This window comes from Streptomyces sp. NRRL F-5135 (assembly GCF_000719775.1).
GTDB classification, from domain to species: Bacteria; Actinomycetota; Actinomycetes; order Streptomycetales; family Streptomycetaceae; genus Streptomyces; species Streptomyces hebeiensis.
In genome coordinates this window covers 86811-103942 of the sequence record NZ_JOHR01000001.1, presented here as the reverse complement: position 1 = coordinate 103942, position 17132 = coordinate 86811, and the positions used below count along the sequence as shown (strand labels likewise).

Genomic DNA, 17132 nt, shown 5'->3' with positions numbered 1-17132 from the left:
CGCACCCGCCCGCCGGCTGCCCGTACCGTGTCCGTGCCCGTGATCCGGGGAGGGAGCTGTGCCGACGACGCGTACGAACGGACGGCAGGTGGGGGTGGTCGCCTCGTTCGACTTCGAACGGGAGGAGGAACCGCGCCGGTGGGTCCCCGACCCGGTGCGGTGCTGCCGCGGCTCTGAGGCCGGTGTGCACCGCGCTCCCGCCCTGCCGCCCGCCCCGTACCCTGACAGCGCGGAGGGACTGATCGACGGCGGCCCCGGGTCCTTCGGACGGGGCGAGTGGGAGGGGCGGGCCATGGGTGACCTGGGGGAGCGTCACGCGGTGGCGGGGGCGGACGACGTGGTGTCGGTGGTGATGGCGGCGGCCCGGCTGGTGATGGGGATGTCGGCCCGGGCGCTGGCCGAGGTGGACGAGTCGATGTCGCTCCCTCAACTACGGACGCTGGTGGCCCTGGAGGGGTGCGGGCCGGTCAAGCTCGTGGAACTGGCCGACGTGCTGGGGGTGAACCCGTCGACCGCGCTGCGCGCGGTGGCGCGGCTGGAGAGCACGGGGCTGGTGGACCGCCGTACCAATCCGGACAGCAGGCGCGAAGTGGTTCTGTCACTGACGCCCCGGGGAGAGGAACTGGTGAAGAAGGTGCTGGCACACCGGCGACGCGAGGTGGAGAAGCTGGTGGAAGGAGTGCCGGCGCAGGTACGGGCCGGTCTGGTCGACGGCCTGTGCGCCCTGCTGGCGGCGGCGGGCGACCGGTCCATCGCGGTGCCCGGGACCGCGGAGGAGTTCCGCAGGACGGTGCCCTGATCGGCGGTCGGCCGGCAGCCGCAGGGCGGGCACCTCCCGCCGGACCGTCGCCCCCTCCTCGTCGAAGCGGGGCAGCACCACCGGCGCGGTCACCGCGCCCGGCCGCTCGTACAGGCTCAAGCACGGATCGACGTCTCCGAGCGCCAGATTCCAGCGTCCCTCGCCCGCCTTGCTCCACCGGTCGCCCAGCGTGCCGTTCGGCACCACGGTCCGCCCGCTCGCCGCGTCCATGAGCACCGGCATCCAGCGGCGTGTGCCCGCCTCCGCGTCCCGCGCCAGGTTACGGCACCTGCCGCTCGACGAAGAACTCGCGCAGGATCACGTGCCCCATCGCCATGGCCAGGGCCCCGTCGGTGCCCGGATGCGGATGCAGCCACTCGTCGGCGAACTTCGTCGCGTCGGCGTAGTCCGGGGAGACCACCACCACCTTCTGACCGCGGTACCGGGCCTCGGCCATCCAGTGCGCGTCCGGGGTCCGGGTCACCGGCACGTTGGAACCCCACAGCATCAGATACGCCGCGTCCCACCAGTCGCCCGACTCCGGTACGTCGGTCTGGTCGCCGAAGACCTGCGGCGAGGCGATCGGCAGGTCCGCGTACCAGTCGTAGAAGGACAGCATCGGCGCGCCGATCAGCGACATGAAACGCGCGCCGACCGCGTGGGAGGCCATCGACATCGCCGGGATCGGGGAGAATCCCGCGATCCGGTCCGGCCCGTACTCCCGCAGTGTGTGCACGTGCGCGGCGGCCGCGATCTCCAGGGCCTCGTCCCAGCCGATCCGCACCAGACCGCCCTTGCCGCGCGCCGACTGGTACCGGCGCCGCTTGTCCGGATCACCGGTGATCTCGGCCCAGGCCGCGACCGGGTCACCGCCGAGGCGCCGCTTCGCGTCGCGGAACATCTCCACCATCACACTGCGCGCGTAGGGGTACCGCACCCGCGTGGGGGAGTAGGTGTACCAGGAGAAGGACGCCCCGCGCGGGCAGCCCCGCGGGGCGTAGTCGGGCCGGTCCGGACCGGTCGAGGGATAGTCGGTCGCCTGCGTCTCCCAGGCGATCAGACCATCCTTGACGTATACCTGCCAGGAGCACGAGCCCGTGCAGTTCACCCCGTGCGTGGAGCGCACCACCTTGTCGTGCGACCAACGCTCCCGGTACGGCTCGTCGTTGACTTCTGATCATGGCGAAAGACCGCCCGTCCTTCGGGTGTCGTCGGTGACCGCTGTAACAACCGCCCGGCGGCGAGCAGTCGTTCGGCCGCGTCCCCCACGACTCGCTCCGCCTTGTCCTTGCCACGCCACATGCCGGAAACTCCCCTCGGAGGTCGCGCGACCGGACCGGTCGTCTTCGGCGCGCACCTCAACGGACGAGGGTCAGATTGCTCCTGTCAGCACGGTCGCGGATAACGCTTTTTCGCCACTTGGATGTGTCTGGACGTTATTTTTCTTGCGCTTTGCAATGATCCGCATGCCAGTCCGTGAGGCGTGTGTGAACCAGGAGGCGCGGAGGGGTGGCCTCCGCCCGGACGGCAGGGCCCGGTCGCCCTCCGCCGGGCGCCTCGAACTCTTTTGTTTTCGTCACGTACGAGTTCTATTTTTTTATGCGCAGCAGTCTCGCGGGATACTCGAGTCCCATAAGAGTGCACGGCCTTTGTCCGAAGGGAACACCGGGCCGGTATTCAACCGGCCGTCGCCGGGATTCCGTTGGCCGTGCCGGTGCGAAAGGCGTCCCTGGAAGTTATTGTCACCCGGCGTATGCTCATGCATACTGCTGAAGGCGTCCTGGGGGTCAATTGCGGGAAAGGATGGTTCACGGCGTGCCGGCACGGCAGTTACCGCTTTTGTCCATCGGCCGACATGTTCTCCGCTCGGCGCGTACCTGTTCCTTTCGGTGCGGCGACGCCTGCGCCCAAGACGCTCCGAACACCTCGGGGAACACCTACTTCGGAACCGTCCTGCGTGAGGCGATCTCGCGCCGGGCCGTCCTCGGCGGCGGGGCACTCGCGCTGCTCGCCCCGTCGACCGGCCTCACCGCGCGGACCGTACCCGCGGCGCCCGGGCTGTCCGGGGCGGAGCCCGGCGGCCATCCGGACTTCGAGCCCGTGCCGCCCGACAGCCGGGATCGCGTCACCGTGCCCGCGGGATTCGAGTACGAGGTGCTCATCGGCTGGGGAGACCCGGTTCTCCCGGACGCCCCGCCCTTCGACTTCGACCGGCAGACGGAATCCGCGCAGTCCCGCCAGTTCGGCGTGAACAACGACTACTGCGCCCTCGTCCCGCTGCCGGGCGGCGACCGCTGGCTGATGGTCAGCAACCACGAGTACGCCACCGAGCCGCTGATGTACCCCGACTGGGACCCCGCGGCGCCGTCCGAGGAGCATGTGCGCACCGCCTGGGCCGCGTACGGGATGTCCGTGGTGCTGGTGGAGCGCTCCGCGCGCGACGGGCGCCTGCGGGCGCGCGCCGACGGGCGGTGGAACCGGCGCATCACGCTGACCACCCCCTTCGAGCTGCGCGGGCCGGCCGCCGGGTCACCGCGCCTGCGCACCTCCGCGGACCCCGAGGGACGGCACGTCCTGGGGACGATGGCCAACTGCTCCGGCGGCACGACCCCCTGGGGCACGGTGCTGTCGGGCGAGGAGAACGCGCACATGCCGTTCGCGTACGCGGAGCGCGTGACGGACCCGCCGACGAGGGAAGGCCTGCGGCGCCACGGTTTCGCCGAGGGCGCCTCGCCGCGCGCCTGGGAGACGTACGACACCCGCTTCGACCTGGGGCGGGAGCCGAACGAAGCGCACCGCTTCGGCTGGATCGTCGAGATCGATCCCCTCCGGCCCGACTCGGTACCGGTCAAGCACACGGCGCTCGGCCGCTTCAAGCACGAGGGCGCCAACATCTCGGTCGCCCCGGACGGCCGGGTCGTGGCCTACATGGGTGACGACGAGCGCTTCGAGTACCTGTACAAGTTCGTCTCGGACGAGCGCATGCGCGAGGGCGACGACCGGCGCTCCCGCGAGCACAACAAGCGACTGCTGGACTCCGGCACGCTCTACGCGGCGAGATTCACCGGTGACAGCCCCGCGCGCGAGATCGACGGTCGGGGGAAGCCGCCGCGGGACGGCGAGTTCGACGGTACGGGCACCTGGATCCCGCTGGCGCACAACGACCGCAGCTTCGTTCCCGGCATGACCGGCGACGACGTCTACATCTTCACCAGGCGGGCGGCGGACCTGGCCGGGGCGACCCCGATGGACCGGCCGGAGGACGTCCAGCCGCACCCTCGTACGGGCCGGGTCTACGCGGCGCTGACCAACAACGACTACCGGGGCGCCGCGGGGGTCCCGGGGCCGGACGAGGCCAACCCCCGCACGCGCAACCGCGACGGGCACATCCTGGAACTGCGCGAGCGCGGTGACGACCCGGCATCCGAACGTTTCGTGTGGCGGCTGATGCTCGTCTGCGGTGACCCGCGGTCCCCGGGGACGTACTACGCGGGCTTCGACAAGAGCCGGGTCAGCGCCATCTCGTGCCCCGACAACCTGGCGTTCGACGAGCACGACAACCTGTGGATCGCGACGGACGCCGGCCGTCGGGGCGGGCTCAACGACGGGCTCTACGTGGTCCCGCTCAGCGGCCCGGAACGTGGCCGCGTCCGGCGCTTCCTGACCGTGCCGACCGGCGCGGAGTGCTGCGGCCCGGTCATCGGCCCCGACTTCGTGCTGGTCTCCGTGCAGCACCCCGGAGAACTGCCCGAAGCCGACGCCCGGGACCCCGCCTCGCACTGGCCGGACGGTGGCGACAGCCAACCGCGCGCCGCGGTCATCGCCGTACGAAGAACCGACGGCGGTCCTCTTGTCCGAAGACGGCCGTGACACAGGTCCGTCTTCCGAGGGCGGCCGTATTTCCGCCCTCGCCGCATTCGTATCCGCATTCGTATCCAGATCCGTATCCGCATCCTCTCCGTCGCCGTGAAAGCTCCGCAAGGGCAGGGATGTGGTCCCGCACTTTCGTAACTGCACGTTCCTGATCGGTGTTCCGTGACGGAAGTCCAACAGAAAGTAGATATCCGCACGCTATTGGTTCGAGTAAGTGGGTGACCGTGCAGTCGTCTGTGAACTTTTCCCCGGCAGCAGATTTCTACGACCAGACACGCGGAGGTGAGGCGCGGGGCCGCAGGATCGCCCCCGCCATCAGCCGTCGCACCGCGAAGGACGAGCTCCTCCTCGACGCGGGAACGGGAACCGGTGTGGTGGCCCTCGCCCTCACCGAACTGGGGCACACGGTGATGGGGATCGACCTGTCCCACTCCATGCTGACGAAGGCGGTCGGTCGCGTCGGCCAGGTCGTGGCGGCCGCCTCCCTCACCGCCCTGCCCTTCCCACCGGCCACCTTCAGCCAGGTGTACAGCGTCTGGGTCACCCATGTCGTCGGGGACCTGCGCAAAGGACTCGCCGAGGTCCATCGCGTCCTCGAACCCGGCGGGCGGTACGTGGTGATCCCCGGCATGATCCTCTTCGACGACCACCCCGTCAGCAGGATCATGGAGGAGATCCAGTCCCGTACCGCCGAAGCGGACGACCGGGCCGAACACGTCGTACCCCTCGCCGAGTCGGTCGGTTTCAAGGCCGTAGAGGTCGGTGAACTGGAAGCCGCGACGCACGAACACAGCCCCGAGCAGATCGCCTCCGGCCTGGAACAGCGCATGCTGTACCACCTGTGGGCCGTGGACGACGCCGTGTTCGACGAGAAGGTCGCGCCGCTCGTACGGGAGTTGCGTGCCCTTCCCGATCCGGCGGCCCCGGTCGTCCGGCGGACCCGGCGGCAGATCCTCGTCCTCGAAAAGCAGGCGTGACCGTGACCGGGACGAGCCCCCTCGACATCGCCGCCGAGGTCGCCGGCACCCCTCTGATCGCCATGCTCACCGAGCCCGGCTCGCCGGCCGTGCCCGAGGTGACCGAGGAACTCGGCAAGGCCGGCATCCGCGCCGTGGAGATCACCCTCACCTCGCCCGACGCCCTCCGCTCCGTGGCACGCGGTGTGGCCACCGGTGCCGCCCTGGTCGGTGCCGGGACCGTCCGTGACCGCGAGACCGCCGCGCGGGCGGTGGACGCGGGTGCGCACTACCTCCTCACCCCCGGGGTGCTGCCCGAGGTGCTGGACGAGGCGCGCACGCTCGGCGTTCCGGTGGTGTGCGGTGCCTTCACCACCACCGAGGTGATGGAGGCGTGGTGGCTCGGCGCCGCGCTGGTGAAACTGTTCCCCGCGCGGCTGGGCGGCCCGGCCTACCTGGCCTCGCTGACGATGGCCTTCCCCGACATCCCCATCGTCCCGACCGGAGGCATCACCGCCGACGACGTGTCGGACTACTTCACGGCTGGTGCCCATGCCGCCGCGCTGGGACGGCCGCTCGTCGGTGACGCCCTGCGCGGCGGGAGCCTTCCGGACGTGCGGCACCGGGCAGCCGACCTGCTCGACCGGGTGCGCGCCGCACAGGCCGGATAACCGCCCCTCCGCCCCTTACGCCGCGGCGCCCGGCGCAGCGTGCGCGCGGCGTCGGCCACAAGCCCCGCTGCGCGGCGGGCGCTCCTCGACGGGCGACCTTGCCGGTCGCGGCACTAGCCGAAAGGGACTCCCTTGGGCCTGGACCATTCCTTCGAACTCGATCGCAGGGCCGAGCAGATCGACGCCCTCGCGGCCAAGCGCAAGAACGTCATCGCCTCGGACCAGATGGTCGAGGGCCACTACCCGATCTTCGCCGACCGTGCCCAGGGAGCCCACTTCTGGGACGTCGACGGCAACAAGTACCTGGACTTCTTCCTCTCCTACGGAACGGTCATCCTCGGCCACGCCGACCCGGACGTGGACGAGGCCGTCGTCAGGGAGATCCGGCGCGGCTTCGCCACCGGCCTGATGAAGCCGATCCAGACGGAGCTGATCAGCGAGCTGCTGGAGATCATCCCCGGTGCCGAGATGGGCATGCTCCTCAAGACCGGGTCGGACGCGACCGGCGCCGCCGTACGGCTCTGCCGTGCCTTCACGGGACGCGACCGCGTGGTGCGCTGGGGCTACAACGGCTGGCACGACTGGTGCGCCCAGTGGGACCACGGCATTCCCGCCGTCAGCCGCGCACTGGTGGACACCTTCACCTACAACGACCTCGACTCACTGCGCGCGCTCCTCGAACGCCACCGGGGGCGGATCGCCTGCGTGGTGATGATGCCGTTCATGATCGAGCGCCCGGCCCCCGGCTTCCTGGAGGGCGTGCGCGAACTGACGCGCGAGCACGGCACCCTGCTCGTCTTCGACGAGATCCGGTCCGGTTTCCGCCTCGCGATCGGCGGCGCGCAGGAGCACTACGGTGTCACCGCCGACCTGGTGACCCTCAGCAAGGCGTTCGCGAACGGCTATGCGATCTCCGCGCTGACCGGGCGTGCCGATGTGCTGCGCACCCTCGACACGGTGCACATCTCGTCCACGTACTACGCCAACGCCGACGCCATGGCGGCCGCCCTGGCCACCGTGCGCAAACTCCGTTCGGGAGAGCACCTCGAGCGGGTCCGGCAACTCGGCGAACGCCTCCAGAGCGGACTGCGGGAACTCGTCGCCGCCTACCGGGCACCCATGAAGGTCGTCGGCCACCCACCGATGCCGTTCCTCGACTTCGGCTTCGGAGGCGAGGAGCGCGACCAGCGGGCGAAGCGCTCGTTCTACGCGGCCACCATCCGTGAGGGCGTCTTCCTGCACCCGAACCACCACTGGTTCGTGTCCGCCGCCACCACCGAGCAGGACATCGACACTGCGGTACGCGCCGCACGGAGCGGCTTCGAGGCGCTGGCCAGGGACGGTTGGCTCGCCGGGGAGAGGGCGGAGGCGGTATGACCGATTCCCGGACGGCACGCCCCCTGCCGGTTCAGGCCCCACCGACGCGCCCCCCGGTCGCGCACCCCGTCACCGGTCCGCCCGCCCCCGCCGGCCACGGCTGGGGCATGCTCCGGCCGCGTACCGCCACCGAGCGGCACTGGGCCGAGGAGCAAGAGGTGATCGGCCCCGGACTCCAGGCCGTGATGCTGCTCTCCCGGCTGTGTGTCGCCGACGCGGACGGCGCGGTGCTCACCGACATCGACGGGAACCGGATCATCGACTTCCAGGGGGCCGGTGGCGTCAACTCGCTGGGCCACGCCGAACCGCGCTTCACGGCCGCTCTCGCCGAGGAACTCACCCGGGCCACGGCCGGTGCCTTCGCCACGCCCGCCCGCCTGGAGATGGTGCGGGTGCTGCGGGACTTCCTGCCCGACGACCTGGACACGATCCAGCTCTACAGCGGCGGCACCGAGGCGGTCGAGGCGGCCCTGCGGCTGGCCAAGTCCGTCACGGGCAAACACGAGTTCCTCTCCTTCTGGGGCGGCTTCCACGGCAAGACGATGGGGAGCCTGGCCCTCACCGCCGGCGCCCGGTCCGGGCTCGGGCCGCTGCCGCCCGGTTACTTCTCCGCCCCGTACGCCAACTGCTACCGCTGCCCGTTCAAACTCGCGCCGCCCGGCTGCGGGTTCGCCTGTGTCGAGCACGCCCGCGATGTGATCAAGGAGAACTCCACCGGGGCGTTCGCCGCGATCGTGGTCGAGCCGGTGCAGGGCCGGTCCGGCAACGTGGTGCCGCCGCCCGGCTACCTCACCGCCCTCGGCGAGGTGGCGGAGGAGTTCGACGCCCTGCTGATCGCGGACGAGATGATGACCGGCTTCGGGCGTACGGGCGCCGCGTTCGCCCACCAGCACGAGGACGCCCGCCCCGATGTGCTCACCGTCGGCAAGGGCATGGGCGGCGGTTATCCCGTCACCGGGGTGATCGCGGCCGGGTCCACCATGGCGGCGGCGCCCTTCTCCGACCCCAGCGCGAGCTCGTCCAGCTTCGGCGCCTTCCCCATGGCCTGCCGGGCGGTGGCCAGCACGACGTCGATCCTCACGAGTGACGGACTCGTCGGGAACGCGGCCGAACGCGGCCGGGAGATGCTGTCCCAACTCCTCGACCTGACCGAACTCGCCCCGCTGGTGGGCGAGGTGCGCGGCGCGGGGCTCGCCCTCGGCATCGAGCTGGTCGCGGACAAGGAGACCCGCGAACCCGCTCCGAAGAGCGTGGTGCGACGCGTCTACCTCGACCTCATGGAGGCCGGTGTGCTGGTGATGCTGGGCGGCAGCACGTTACGGCTCTACCCGCCGCTCTCCATCGGCCGGGAACAGGCCGGGACGGCCGTCGGCATCATCCGCGAGACGCTGATCCGCGCGCGAGGTGAAGGATGACCGTCACGCTCGACACGGACCGTCTCACCGAGACGGCGGCACTGGCCGCCTCGGCCGCCGCGGAGGAGCTCCTGAGACGTCGCGCCGCGCCGCACCAGGTACGCGTCAAAGAGGGCGACGCACCGGTCAGCGACGCGGATCTGGCGGCCGAGCGCCTCGCCCTGGCCGTACTGCGGGAGCGGACCCCGCGGTTCGAGATCGTGTCCGAGGAGGAGAGCCCGGAGGGCGGTGACGACGGCCGGCCCACCTGGATCGTCGACCCTCTGGACGGCACCACCAACTATCTGCGCGGACTGAGCGACTACGCGGTGGCCCTCGCCCTGGCCGTCGACGGCCGGACGGTGCTGTCCCTGATCCGCCTGCCCGAGTCCGGAGCGGTCTACCGGGCCGTCGCCGGTCAGGGCGCGTACCGCGACGACGTACGCCTGCGCGTGTCGGTCCCACGGACCGGCCGGCCGTTGGCGGGCACCGGCTTCGGTACGGACGGCGTGGTACGCGGACAGCAGCGCTGCGTGGCGGACCGCCTGCTCGACGCGGGATTCGAGATCCGGGAACCGGGCAGCGCCTCCACCGGGCTGTGCCGGGTCGCCTCGGGCGCGTACGACGGATACCTGGAGTTCGGCATCGGGGTGTGGGACACCGCGCCCGGTGCCCTGCTGGTCACCGAGGCGGGGGGAACGGTCACCGGCTGGGGAGGCGAGACGTTCGTGGCGGCGCGCGGACACCTCGTCGCCGCGGCACCCGCCTTCCACCGGGCCCTCGTCGAGGCCGGGGGCCCGCGCCCGCCGGCGGCCGAGCCGGGAGGTCGGGCATGAGGGTGGCGATCGTGGGGTTCGGCACGGCCGGCACCGCGCGGCTGAGCGGCTACCGGTCCGTCGAGGACGCCGAGGTGGTGGCCGTCGTGGAACCGTCCGAGGAGCGCCGCCGGGCCGCGGCCCGGCTCCTCACGGGCGGGCGTGTCTCCGCCACGCTCGGCGAGCTGTTCGCGTCGGGCGGCCCGGACGCCGTGGACGTCGTGGACGTCTGCTCGCCGCCGGTGTTCCACGTGCCGCTCACCCGTGCCGCGCTGGTGGCGGGGCGCCATGTCATCTGCGAGAAGCCGGTGGCGGTCCGCGCCGAGGAGGCGCGCGGCCTCGCGCGCGAGGCGGCCGCACGGGGCCGGCTGCTGTTCCCGTCGCACAACTACGGGACCTCACCGGTGATGCGGACCCTGCGGGAGGCCGTGGCCGACCGCCGGATCGGCCGGCTGGAGTCGGCGACGTTCCGCGTCCTGCGCGACCGTCACGCACGCGGCGTACCGGGATACGCGCCCGACTGGCGCCGCTCCCGCGCGCTGGCGGGCGGCGGCATCCTGCTCGACCACGGCACGCACTGCGTCTACATGGCGCTGCGGCTGTTCGGCCGGGCGCCGGAGAAGCTGTCCTGCACGGTCGTACGGCCCGGCGGTGATCCCGACGCGGTGGACGAGGCGGCCCGGCTGCGGCTCGAGTTCGGCGACGCCCGCTGCGACATCGAGCTGAGCTGGACCAGTGGCGAGCGGTCCAACCACTACGGGGTGGCCGGATCCGCGGGCCTGGTCCGGATCGACGACGGGCAGGTCACCGTCCGGTCCGCGGCCGGGGTCCGGCGGCACGCGCTGGTCTCGCCCAGCAAGGACCAGACACACCTGGAGTGGTTCCCCCCGATGTACGCGGACTTCCGCCGGGTCCTGGCCGATCCCGCGCTGTGGCACGAACCCGCGCGGGAGATCGTCGACACCGCGCGCGTCGTGGAGACGGCGTATCTCTCGGCCGCCGAGGACGGCCGGGTGATGCCCCTGTGACCAACGCGTGGGCGGCCGGCCCCGATGGACGGACGGCCGCCCGCGTCACCGGGCGGATGGCCGCCCGTTCACCGGGCGGATGGCCGCCCGTTCACCGGGGCCGGACCGCCGGTCAGCCGGCGGTGTCCGGCGCGAGGCCGAGCGCGCGGCGGAGCAGCGGCCCCTCGCCGGCCAGGTTGTCGAAGGCGCTGGAACGTTCGTGGGAGGCGAAATAGTGGCAGATCACGCGGTCCTCGATCGCGGGCAGCCAGGCGAGCCGGCCGGACCGGTAGGGCTCGCCGAGGTCCAGCGTCCGGTCCTCGCCGAGCCGCCCGCCGAGCAGGGAGTACGCCATCTGCGTCACATAGCGCGGCGCGAAGCTGATCTCCCGGGGCAGCGCCGCCAGGATCCGCTCCAGGAACGCCGGGTCGAAGAACGCGGCGGTGTCGGCGGCCGCGAACCCGCAGCACATGTACGGCACGTACGGCGTGCCCGGCAGGTGTTCGGCGATCCAGTGCACGCCCTGCGGCTCCCAGCCGAACTCCGGCGAGTACAGGAAGGCCGGCCGGCGCGCGGGCGGCGCGGCGGCCCACTCGATCAGCGTGGCCGGACGCGACAGGAAGACCACGTCACTGTCCATGCCGACCACCATCGAGGCCTCGCTGAGCAGGAAGTAGTCCACGAGCTGCAGGACACGGACGTTGTTCCGGCGTACGGCCCGGAGCACCGGGTGGTCCACCAGCAGCGCCTCCACCCGGCGGTCCGCGTCGGCCCGGCCGATGATCCGCGCCTCGGGGACGTGCCGGCGCAGCCGCGCCGTGTCGCGCCCGGTCAGCGTTCCGTCGTCGTGCACGACAGGGGTCACCTCGGGCCAGTGACGGGCCAGGGACTTGGCGGCGAAGAGGTAGAGGGGCACGTGGTCGGCGGAGACCAGGCTGTGCACCTCCACCCCGTGACGGCCGGTGAACCGGGGGGCCCTGGTGGCCAGCAGCCGCCGGGTGAGGGCGAACGCCCCGTCCTCGGCGTCGGGAAGGGACTGACCGGCGGCGGGGGACACGGCTTCCGGGGATACGGCTTCGGTCCTGTTCATGCGGGTCTCCTCGACTCCGAGCACGGAAGGAATAAATGTGTCGACACTGGATGATTATGGTCAAAACCCCTGTGCTGGAGAAGAGTTGGCGTTCAGCTTCTTCGACGCTCACCAGGCCGAGGCGGTGCGCGAGGCGACGGCGCTGCTCATTCCCGGCCCCGCCGACGCCCCGGGCGAGAGCGACCCGGGCGCGCGCGAGGCGGACGCCGTGCGCTACGCCGACCGGCTGCTGGGCGCGTTCACGGTCGAACCGCCGCTCATCTACGCGTCCGGGCGCGACGACGGCACGTTCCTGCCGCTGACCCCCGCCCAGCGGGTGGGCTGGCGCCGGCGTGTCGAGGTACTCCAGGAGGCCTACCGCACCGGGATCGCCCTGCTGGACCGCCTGGCGGGCGGCGACTTCGCCGCGGCCCCGGTGCCGGCGCGGCACCTGGCGCTGCGGGCCCCGGAGGCCGAGGAGTTCCGCGGACTGCTGTTCGACCATGCCGTCGAGGCGACGTACGGCGATCCGGTCTACCGGGGCCTCGCCCCCGGCCGCGCGGCCCGCCCGGGGCGTCCGGCCCCCGGCGGGCACCACCACCTGGGGATGCCCCGGCCGCCGGCCCGCCCCGGGCCCGGCGCCGCGCCCCGCTCGCCCCGTACGGCCGGGCACGCGGACGCGGCCGCGGGACCCGCGGCGCCGCGCCCGTACACCGGTGACGGCGACGACCCCGTCGCCGTCCTGGCCCGGCACTTCACCGAGGCCGCCCGAGCCCTCGCCGCCGGAGGATCCGATGGCTGAGCGAGCCGTGGTGATCGGCAGCGGTCCGGGCGGGGCGGTGGCCGCCATGGTCCTCGCCGAGAACGGCTGGGACGTCATCGTGCTGGAACGCGGCCCGAACCACTTCGCCGACCTGCGCGATCCCGCGCCCGGCCACACCTTCTCCGCCGACGAGATCAAGGGCCCGGTGCGTGGCTTCGAGTACCCCGACGCGCTGGCCGAACCGCGCGTGTACCACGACCGGGCCTTCCCCGGGCCGCCGTACACCGGTTTCGTCAACGCGCTGCCGGCCGCCGTCGGAGGCGGCTCGGTGCACTGGGACGCCAAGACGCCCCGGCTGTGGGACCTGGACTTCGCCAAGCGCACCCTCCTCGGTCCCCTCCCGGAGTGTGATGTCGTCGACTGGCCGTTCGACTACGCCGAACTCGTCCCCTTCTACACCGAGACCGAGGCGCTGCTCGGCGTACAGGGCGCCCTGGCGGCCCTGCCTGCCGCCCCGACGCTGCGCCACGCGCCGCGGGACCTCGACTTCCCGATGCCCCCCGGGCCGGACCAGGCGTCCTCGGTACGGGTGGCCGACGCGGCACGGCGGCTGGGCCTCGCGCCCTATCCCATGCCGATGGCCGCCAACTCCCGTCCCTACGGGGGCAGACCGGCCTGCACCGACTGCGGGACGTGCTGCGGCTACGGCTGTCCGAACCAGTCGCGCGGCAGCGCGCTGCCCGCGTTGCGCCGGGCCGTGCTCGCCGGCGCGGAGGTCCTGCCGCTGTCCACCGCCACCGGTGTCCGGTACACGGGGCGCAGGGCCGGCGGTGTGCGGTACGTGGACGCGGCGGGCAGGAGCCGTGAACTGGGCGCCGACCGGGTGGTGCTGGCGGGGTCGGCGGTGGAGAGCTGCCGGCTCGCCCTGCTGTCGGAACTGCCCGATCCCTCGGGCCTCCTCGGCCGCCACCTGATGTTCCACTGGTACTCCGTCGCGTACGGGCTGTTCCTGACCGAGCGGGTGCGCGGCGACCGGGGCCGCAACATCACCCATGCCCTGGACGACTTCGCCGATCCGGAGCACCCCGGGGCCCGCGAGGCGGCGCGTGAGGCGGGGCTCACGTACTTCCGGGGCGGTGTGGTGGAGCTGGGGGCCGGTCCGCCGGGACGGGTGGGGGAGGGCCGGATCTACCGCCGTCTGCTGCGCGGGCTCGCGGACGTGCCGTACGGCACCGCGTTCAAACGGCTGATGCGCGAAAGCCCGCTGCGCGACCGGCTGCTGGGCGTCCAGATGCACGGCGAGGACGTCTCCCAGCGGGACAACCGCGTCGGTCTCGATCCCCGTACGCGCGACTGGCTGGGTGTGCCGGTGCCCCGCATATCCTGGGCGCCGCACCGCCACGAGACGACGGCCCAGCGCTTCTACCTGCCACGACTGGCCGCCCTGCTGCGCGCGGCCGGGGCCGACGAGGTCGCGGCCGTGCCCGAGACGCGCTCCCGCGCGTTCCCCGGTGAACCGGCCACCGTGCCGGGCAACTTCCACACCCTCGGCGGCATGCGGATGAGCACGGACCCGCGCGCCGGCGTCACCGACGGCGTCGGCCGCCTGCACGCCCTGGACAACGTCTTCGTCGCCGACGGCAGTCTCTTCCCCACCTCCGGGGCGCACAACCCGACCCTGACGATCATGGCCACCGTGCTGCGGAACACCAGGAGGACGACGTGAGCGCCGACCGCACCGCCCGGACGTCCACGGAGCCCGCCGGCCGGCCCCGGGGCCCCCGGCCCTATGTCTTCGATCCGGCCACCGCGCTGGGCTGGCAGAACATCGGCCTCGACGGTCTCGGCTGCTTCCTGCGCTCGGTCGAGGCGGTGCTCCTGCACCGCGGTTACGGCGCGAAGGAAGTGGCACAGGGGCTGGCCGGGCCGCTGGACCTGGTGCGCCGGGGCGAGTGGTACGGGCCGATGAGCGAGTTCCCCGCGTGCACCGCGCGCTGGTACCTGACCGGCATCGGGACGGGCTCGCGGCACTGGCCGCGGATCGCCGCGCTGGTCGAGGGCGGCACCCCCGTGGTGCTGATGCCCGACGGCCACCACTGGCCCGGCGACGAGCACGAGGGGAAGGAGCACTTCCACCACCACATGGTCCTCGCGCACCGGTTGGACGAGGAGGGACTGCACCTGCTCGACACCGACGCCCCGGCGACCGCGGGGTACCGGCGGGTGCTCCCGGTCACCGACGCGCTCAAGGAGTCCTGTACCCGGTACGCGGTGCTGGAGCGCGTCGAGCCGCCGGCCGAGCGCCGGCCGGAGGAACTGGCCGCCCGGCTGGTGCCCGCCTCCCTGCTGCCCCTGGCGCGGGACATCGCCGAACTGCGGGCCTTCCACGGGCGGGTGTGGTCCGGGGCCCGGCTGCCGCTGCTGCTGGCCAAGGGCATGGACGTACTCGTGCTCGGCGACATCCAGCCGCAGCTCTTCCTCCTCGGGCACGCACTGGCCGGGGCCCGGGACGAGCGGACGGCCGAGGTCTCCCGTGCCTGCCTGGCCGCCGCCGCCCGCGCCCAGAAGCTCGGTCTGCTGCTGCTCGGACTGCACCGGTTCCGGGCGGAGGGCGTCTACGCGGTGGCGCACGAGGAGGTGGCGCTGCTGGCCGGGAGCCTGGACACGCTGCTGGCCGCGATGTGCCGGCACGCCGCCGCGGTACGCCCGCGTGCCACCGGCGACGGAAGCCGTCTCGTACGACGGCTGCGCGGCGAGACCCACTGGTGCTTCGGCGAGGAGAAACCGCCTGCCGAACTGAGTTTCGGATAGGCGGGCAACCGGACAAAAAAGGTCGTAAATGCCCGACGAAAGAGAAAGGAGGGGCTGGTTGTCGATATCTGTCGATCCCTTTTCGGAGTTTTTTGTAAAGATTGACTTCTGTTGGGTGATTCATTAGCGTATGGCTCGGGTTTTGCGTCCCGGTGTCGTGAAACAAAGGGGATTCTTGATGTCTCTGACCAGTGGCAACGACGTCAGCGTGCCGTCGAGGGAGGAAATCCTCGATGACATCCGCAGGGTTTTGGTGGAGCAGTGCGAAACCCCACGGGAACGCGCCGAGGCCCTCACCGAGAAGGAGTCGATGTCCTCCCTGGAACTCGACTCGATCACCCTCGCCTACGTCTTCACCTATTTCGAGCAGAAGTATGATCTGACCTTCGAGAACGACGACATCGACCCGATGCGCTACACCACCGTGGGGGAACTGCTCGACACCCTGGCCGACCGGCTGGCAGCGTGCGAAGCTTCCGGGGTGTCCGAAGCATCCGGCGCGTCCGACGCTTCGGACGTCCGGTGACGGGAAGGGGCGGGACACCCCCCGGCTCCGACGCCGACTCCACGGCGCCCGACGACCGGCTGCTGATGGACACGTACATGTCCCAGTACCGGCTGCCGGCGCTCGCCGCCGCCGACCGGCTCGGCATCTTCACCGCCCTGGCCGACGAGCCCGCGCCCGCCGAGGACCTGGCGCGGTCCCGCGGCCTCGACACCCACGGCACCACCACGCTCCTCTCCCTCCTGACCGCCCTCGGCTTCCTCACCGTGCACGGCCGGGAACACCACCTCACCCCCTCGGCCCGCGCCTTCCTGCTGCCGGGCACCGCGCGCTACTGGGGCCCGATGCTCGGCCTGGGCTGGGACGAGAGATGCACGGCCGTCCGGCACGTCGTCACGAACGGCACGCCACACGGCTACCGGGGGAAGGACATCTGGCGGACCCACGGACGGTCGCCGCGCCAGGGCGAGCTCTTCGCCCGCGCCATGCACGCGCACTCCGCGGCTCCCGCCGCCGCGCTCGCCGACCGGCTCGACCTGTCCGGCTGCGCGTCCCTGCTCGATGTCGCGGGCGGGATCGGGACCTTCTCCATGGCGCTGGCCCGGCGCAACCCGCGGCTCGGGGCCACGGTCATGGACCTCCCCGTGGTGGCGGCGACCGCGTCCCGCGTCCTGGCCGACGCCGGGCTGGCCGACCGGGTGGTCCTGCGCCCCGGTGACATGTTCGCGGACACCTGGCCGGCCGGCCAGGACCGGGTGCTCCTCGCCGACGTGCTCGGCGACTGGGACGACGAACGGTCCCTGGTGCTGCTGGCCAGGGCGCGCGGTGCGCTGGCCCCGGGCGGCCGGCTGCTGATCCACCAGGTGATGCCCGACGACTCCCGCCACCTGTCGCCGACCGCCGCCGGCTACTCCATGGCCCTCGCGGTGATGACCGGCGGCCGGCTGCGGGCCCTGCCCGAACTCGCCGCACTCCTCCACGAAGCGGGATTCCCGCGGTACGAGACCACCCCGACGTACGGCCACTACGCGCTCGTCACCGCGCGGCCCGACCAGTGACCCTTCCGGCGGCGGGCCGCCGCGCGGCGGTCGC

The 17132-nt window shown here is 72.3% G+C and carries 14 protein-coding genes and 1 pseudogene; 13 read left to right on the top strand and 2 right to left on the bottom strand.

From position 1 onward, the window contains the following. The first annotated feature begins 58 nt into the window (after positions 1-58). On the top strand, positions 59-799 hold the full coding sequence (locus IG02_RS0100480) for a MarR family winged helix-turn-helix transcriptional regulator (RefSeq protein WP_234314555.1): 741 nt from the start codon (positions 59-61) through the stop codon (positions 797-799). Positions 800-814: 15 nt separating this feature from the next. On the opposite strand, the pseudogene IG02_RS35765 reads toward IG02_RS0100480, so the two are convergent. Further along, positions 815-2101: pseudogene (locus tag IG02_RS35765) on the bottom strand (molybdopterin-dependent oxidoreductase); the annotation flags it as partial. A 513-nt stretch (positions 2102-2614) separates the two neighbouring features. Between IG02_RS35765 and IG02_RS0100470 the strand changes: the two are divergent. The 7 genes from IG02_RS0100470 (at position 2615) to IG02_RS0100440 (ending at position 10913) form a co-directional block, all read left to right on the top strand. Next, entirely contained in the window at positions 2615-4669 is a 2055-nt protein-coding gene (locus IG02_RS0100470; protein ID WP_234314554.1) for a PhoX family protein, read from the top strand. 239 nt (positions 4670-4908) lie between these two features. Next, on the top strand, positions 4909-5649 hold the full coding sequence (locus tag IG02_RS37565) for a class I SAM-dependent methyltransferase (RefSeq protein ID WP_051764227.1): 741 nt from the start codon (positions 4909-4911) through the stop codon (positions 5647-5649). Between the two features lie 2 nt (positions 5650-5651). Then, on the top strand, positions 5652-6299 hold the full coding sequence (locus tag IG02_RS0100460; protein WP_030740052.1) for a bifunctional 4-hydroxy-2-oxoglutarate aldolase/2-dehydro-3-deoxy-phosphogluconate aldolase: 648 nt from the start codon (positions 5652-5654) through the stop codon (positions 6297-6299). Between the two features lie 132 nt (positions 6300-6431). Next, positions 6432-7676, top strand: a complete 1245-nt coding sequence (locus tag IG02_RS0100455; protein WP_051764223.1) for an aspartate aminotransferase family protein — start codon at positions 6432-6434, stop codon at positions 7674-7676. Then, positions 7673-9091 (top strand): aspartate aminotransferase family protein, encoded by a 1419-nt coding sequence (locus IG02_RS0100450; RefSeq protein ID WP_051764221.1) that lies wholly within the window; start codon positions 7673-7675, stop codon positions 9089-9091. The genes IG02_RS0100455 and IG02_RS0100450 overlap by 4 nt, the downstream gene beginning before the upstream one ends. Further along, positions 9088-9906, top strand: a complete 819-nt coding sequence (locus IG02_RS0100445) for an inositol monophosphatase family protein (protein ID WP_051764220.1) — start codon at positions 9088-9090, stop codon at positions 9904-9906. The genes IG02_RS0100450 and IG02_RS0100445 overlap by 4 nt, the downstream gene beginning before the upstream one ends. Next, positions 9903-10913 carry a Gfo/Idh/MocA family protein gene (locus IG02_RS0100440; protein WP_078854068.1) on the top strand — a complete coding sequence of 337 codons (1011 nt, stop codon included), beginning with the start codon at positions 9903-9905 and terminating at the stop codon, positions 10911-10913. Before IG02_RS0100445 ends, IG02_RS0100440 begins: the two co-directional genes overlap by 4 nt. 112 nt (positions 10914-11025) lie before the next feature. Here the strand turns inward: IG02_RS0100440 and IG02_RS0100435 are convergent, their stop codons facing one another. Further along, a complete protein-coding gene (locus IG02_RS0100435) occupies positions 11026-11982 on the bottom strand; it encodes a hypothetical protein (RefSeq protein ID WP_030740040.1) in 957 nt (318 codons plus the stop codon). 85 nt (positions 11983-12067) lie between these two features. On the opposite strand from IG02_RS0100435, the gene IG02_RS37560 reads away from it, so the two are divergent. The 5 genes from IG02_RS37560 to IG02_RS0100410 all read left to right on the top strand — a co-directional run bounded on the left by IG02_RS37560 (position 12068) and on the right by IG02_RS0100410 (position 17098). After that, positions 12068-12763: a hypothetical protein gene (locus IG02_RS37560; RefSeq protein ID WP_030740038.1), complete on the top strand. Its 696-nt coding sequence runs from the start codon at positions 12068-12070 to the stop codon at positions 12761-12763. Then, positions 12756-14450 (top strand): GMC oxidoreductase, encoded by a 1695-nt coding sequence (locus IG02_RS0100425; RefSeq protein ID WP_078854067.1) that lies wholly within the window; start codon positions 12756-12758, stop codon positions 14448-14450. Before IG02_RS37560 ends, IG02_RS0100425 begins: the two co-directional genes overlap by 8 nt. Then, on the top strand, positions 14447-15535 hold the full coding sequence (locus IG02_RS0100420) for a hypothetical protein (protein WP_030740034.1): 1089 nt from the start codon (positions 14447-14449) through the stop codon (positions 15533-15535). Before IG02_RS0100425 ends, IG02_RS0100420 begins: the two co-directional genes overlap by 4 nt. A 178-nt stretch (positions 15536-15713) precedes the next feature. Then, entirely contained in the window at positions 15714-16061 is a 348-nt protein-coding gene (locus IG02_RS0100415; RefSeq protein WP_158712216.1) for an acyl carrier protein, read from the top strand. Further along, the gene (locus tag IG02_RS0100410) at positions 16058-17098 is read left to right on the top strand and encodes a methyltransferase (protein ID WP_030740030.1); all 1041 of its coding nucleotides are present in this window, start codon (positions 16058-16060) and stop codon (positions 17096-17098) included. Before IG02_RS0100415 ends, IG02_RS0100410 begins: the two co-directional genes overlap by 4 nt. Positions 17099-17132: the final 34 nt, after the last annotated feature.

Coding starts and splice junctions, on each gene's coding strand:
- IG02_RS0100450 (WP_051764221.1), top strand. CDS start 7,673: ATGACCGATTCCCGGACGGCACGCCCCCTGCCGGTTCAGGCCCCACCG.
- IG02_RS0100445 (WP_051764220.1), top strand. CDS start 9,088: ATGACCGTCACGCTCGACACGGACCGTCTCACCGAGACGGCGGCACTG.
- IG02_RS0100440 (WP_078854068.1), top strand. CDS start 9,903: ATGAGGGTGGCGATCGTGGGGTTCGGCACGGCCGGCACCGCGCGGCTG.
- IG02_RS0100435 (WP_030740040.1), bottom strand. CDS start 11,982: ATGAACAGGACCGAAGCCGTATCCCCGGAAGCCGTGTCCCCCGCCGCC.
- IG02_RS0100425 (WP_078854067.1), top strand. CDS start 12,756: ATGGCTGAGCGAGCCGTGGTGATCGGCAGCGGTCCGGGCGGGGCGGTG.
- IG02_RS0100415 (WP_158712216.1), top strand. CDS start 15,714: ATGTCTCTGACCAGTGGCAACGACGTCAGCGTGCCGTCGAGGGAGGAA.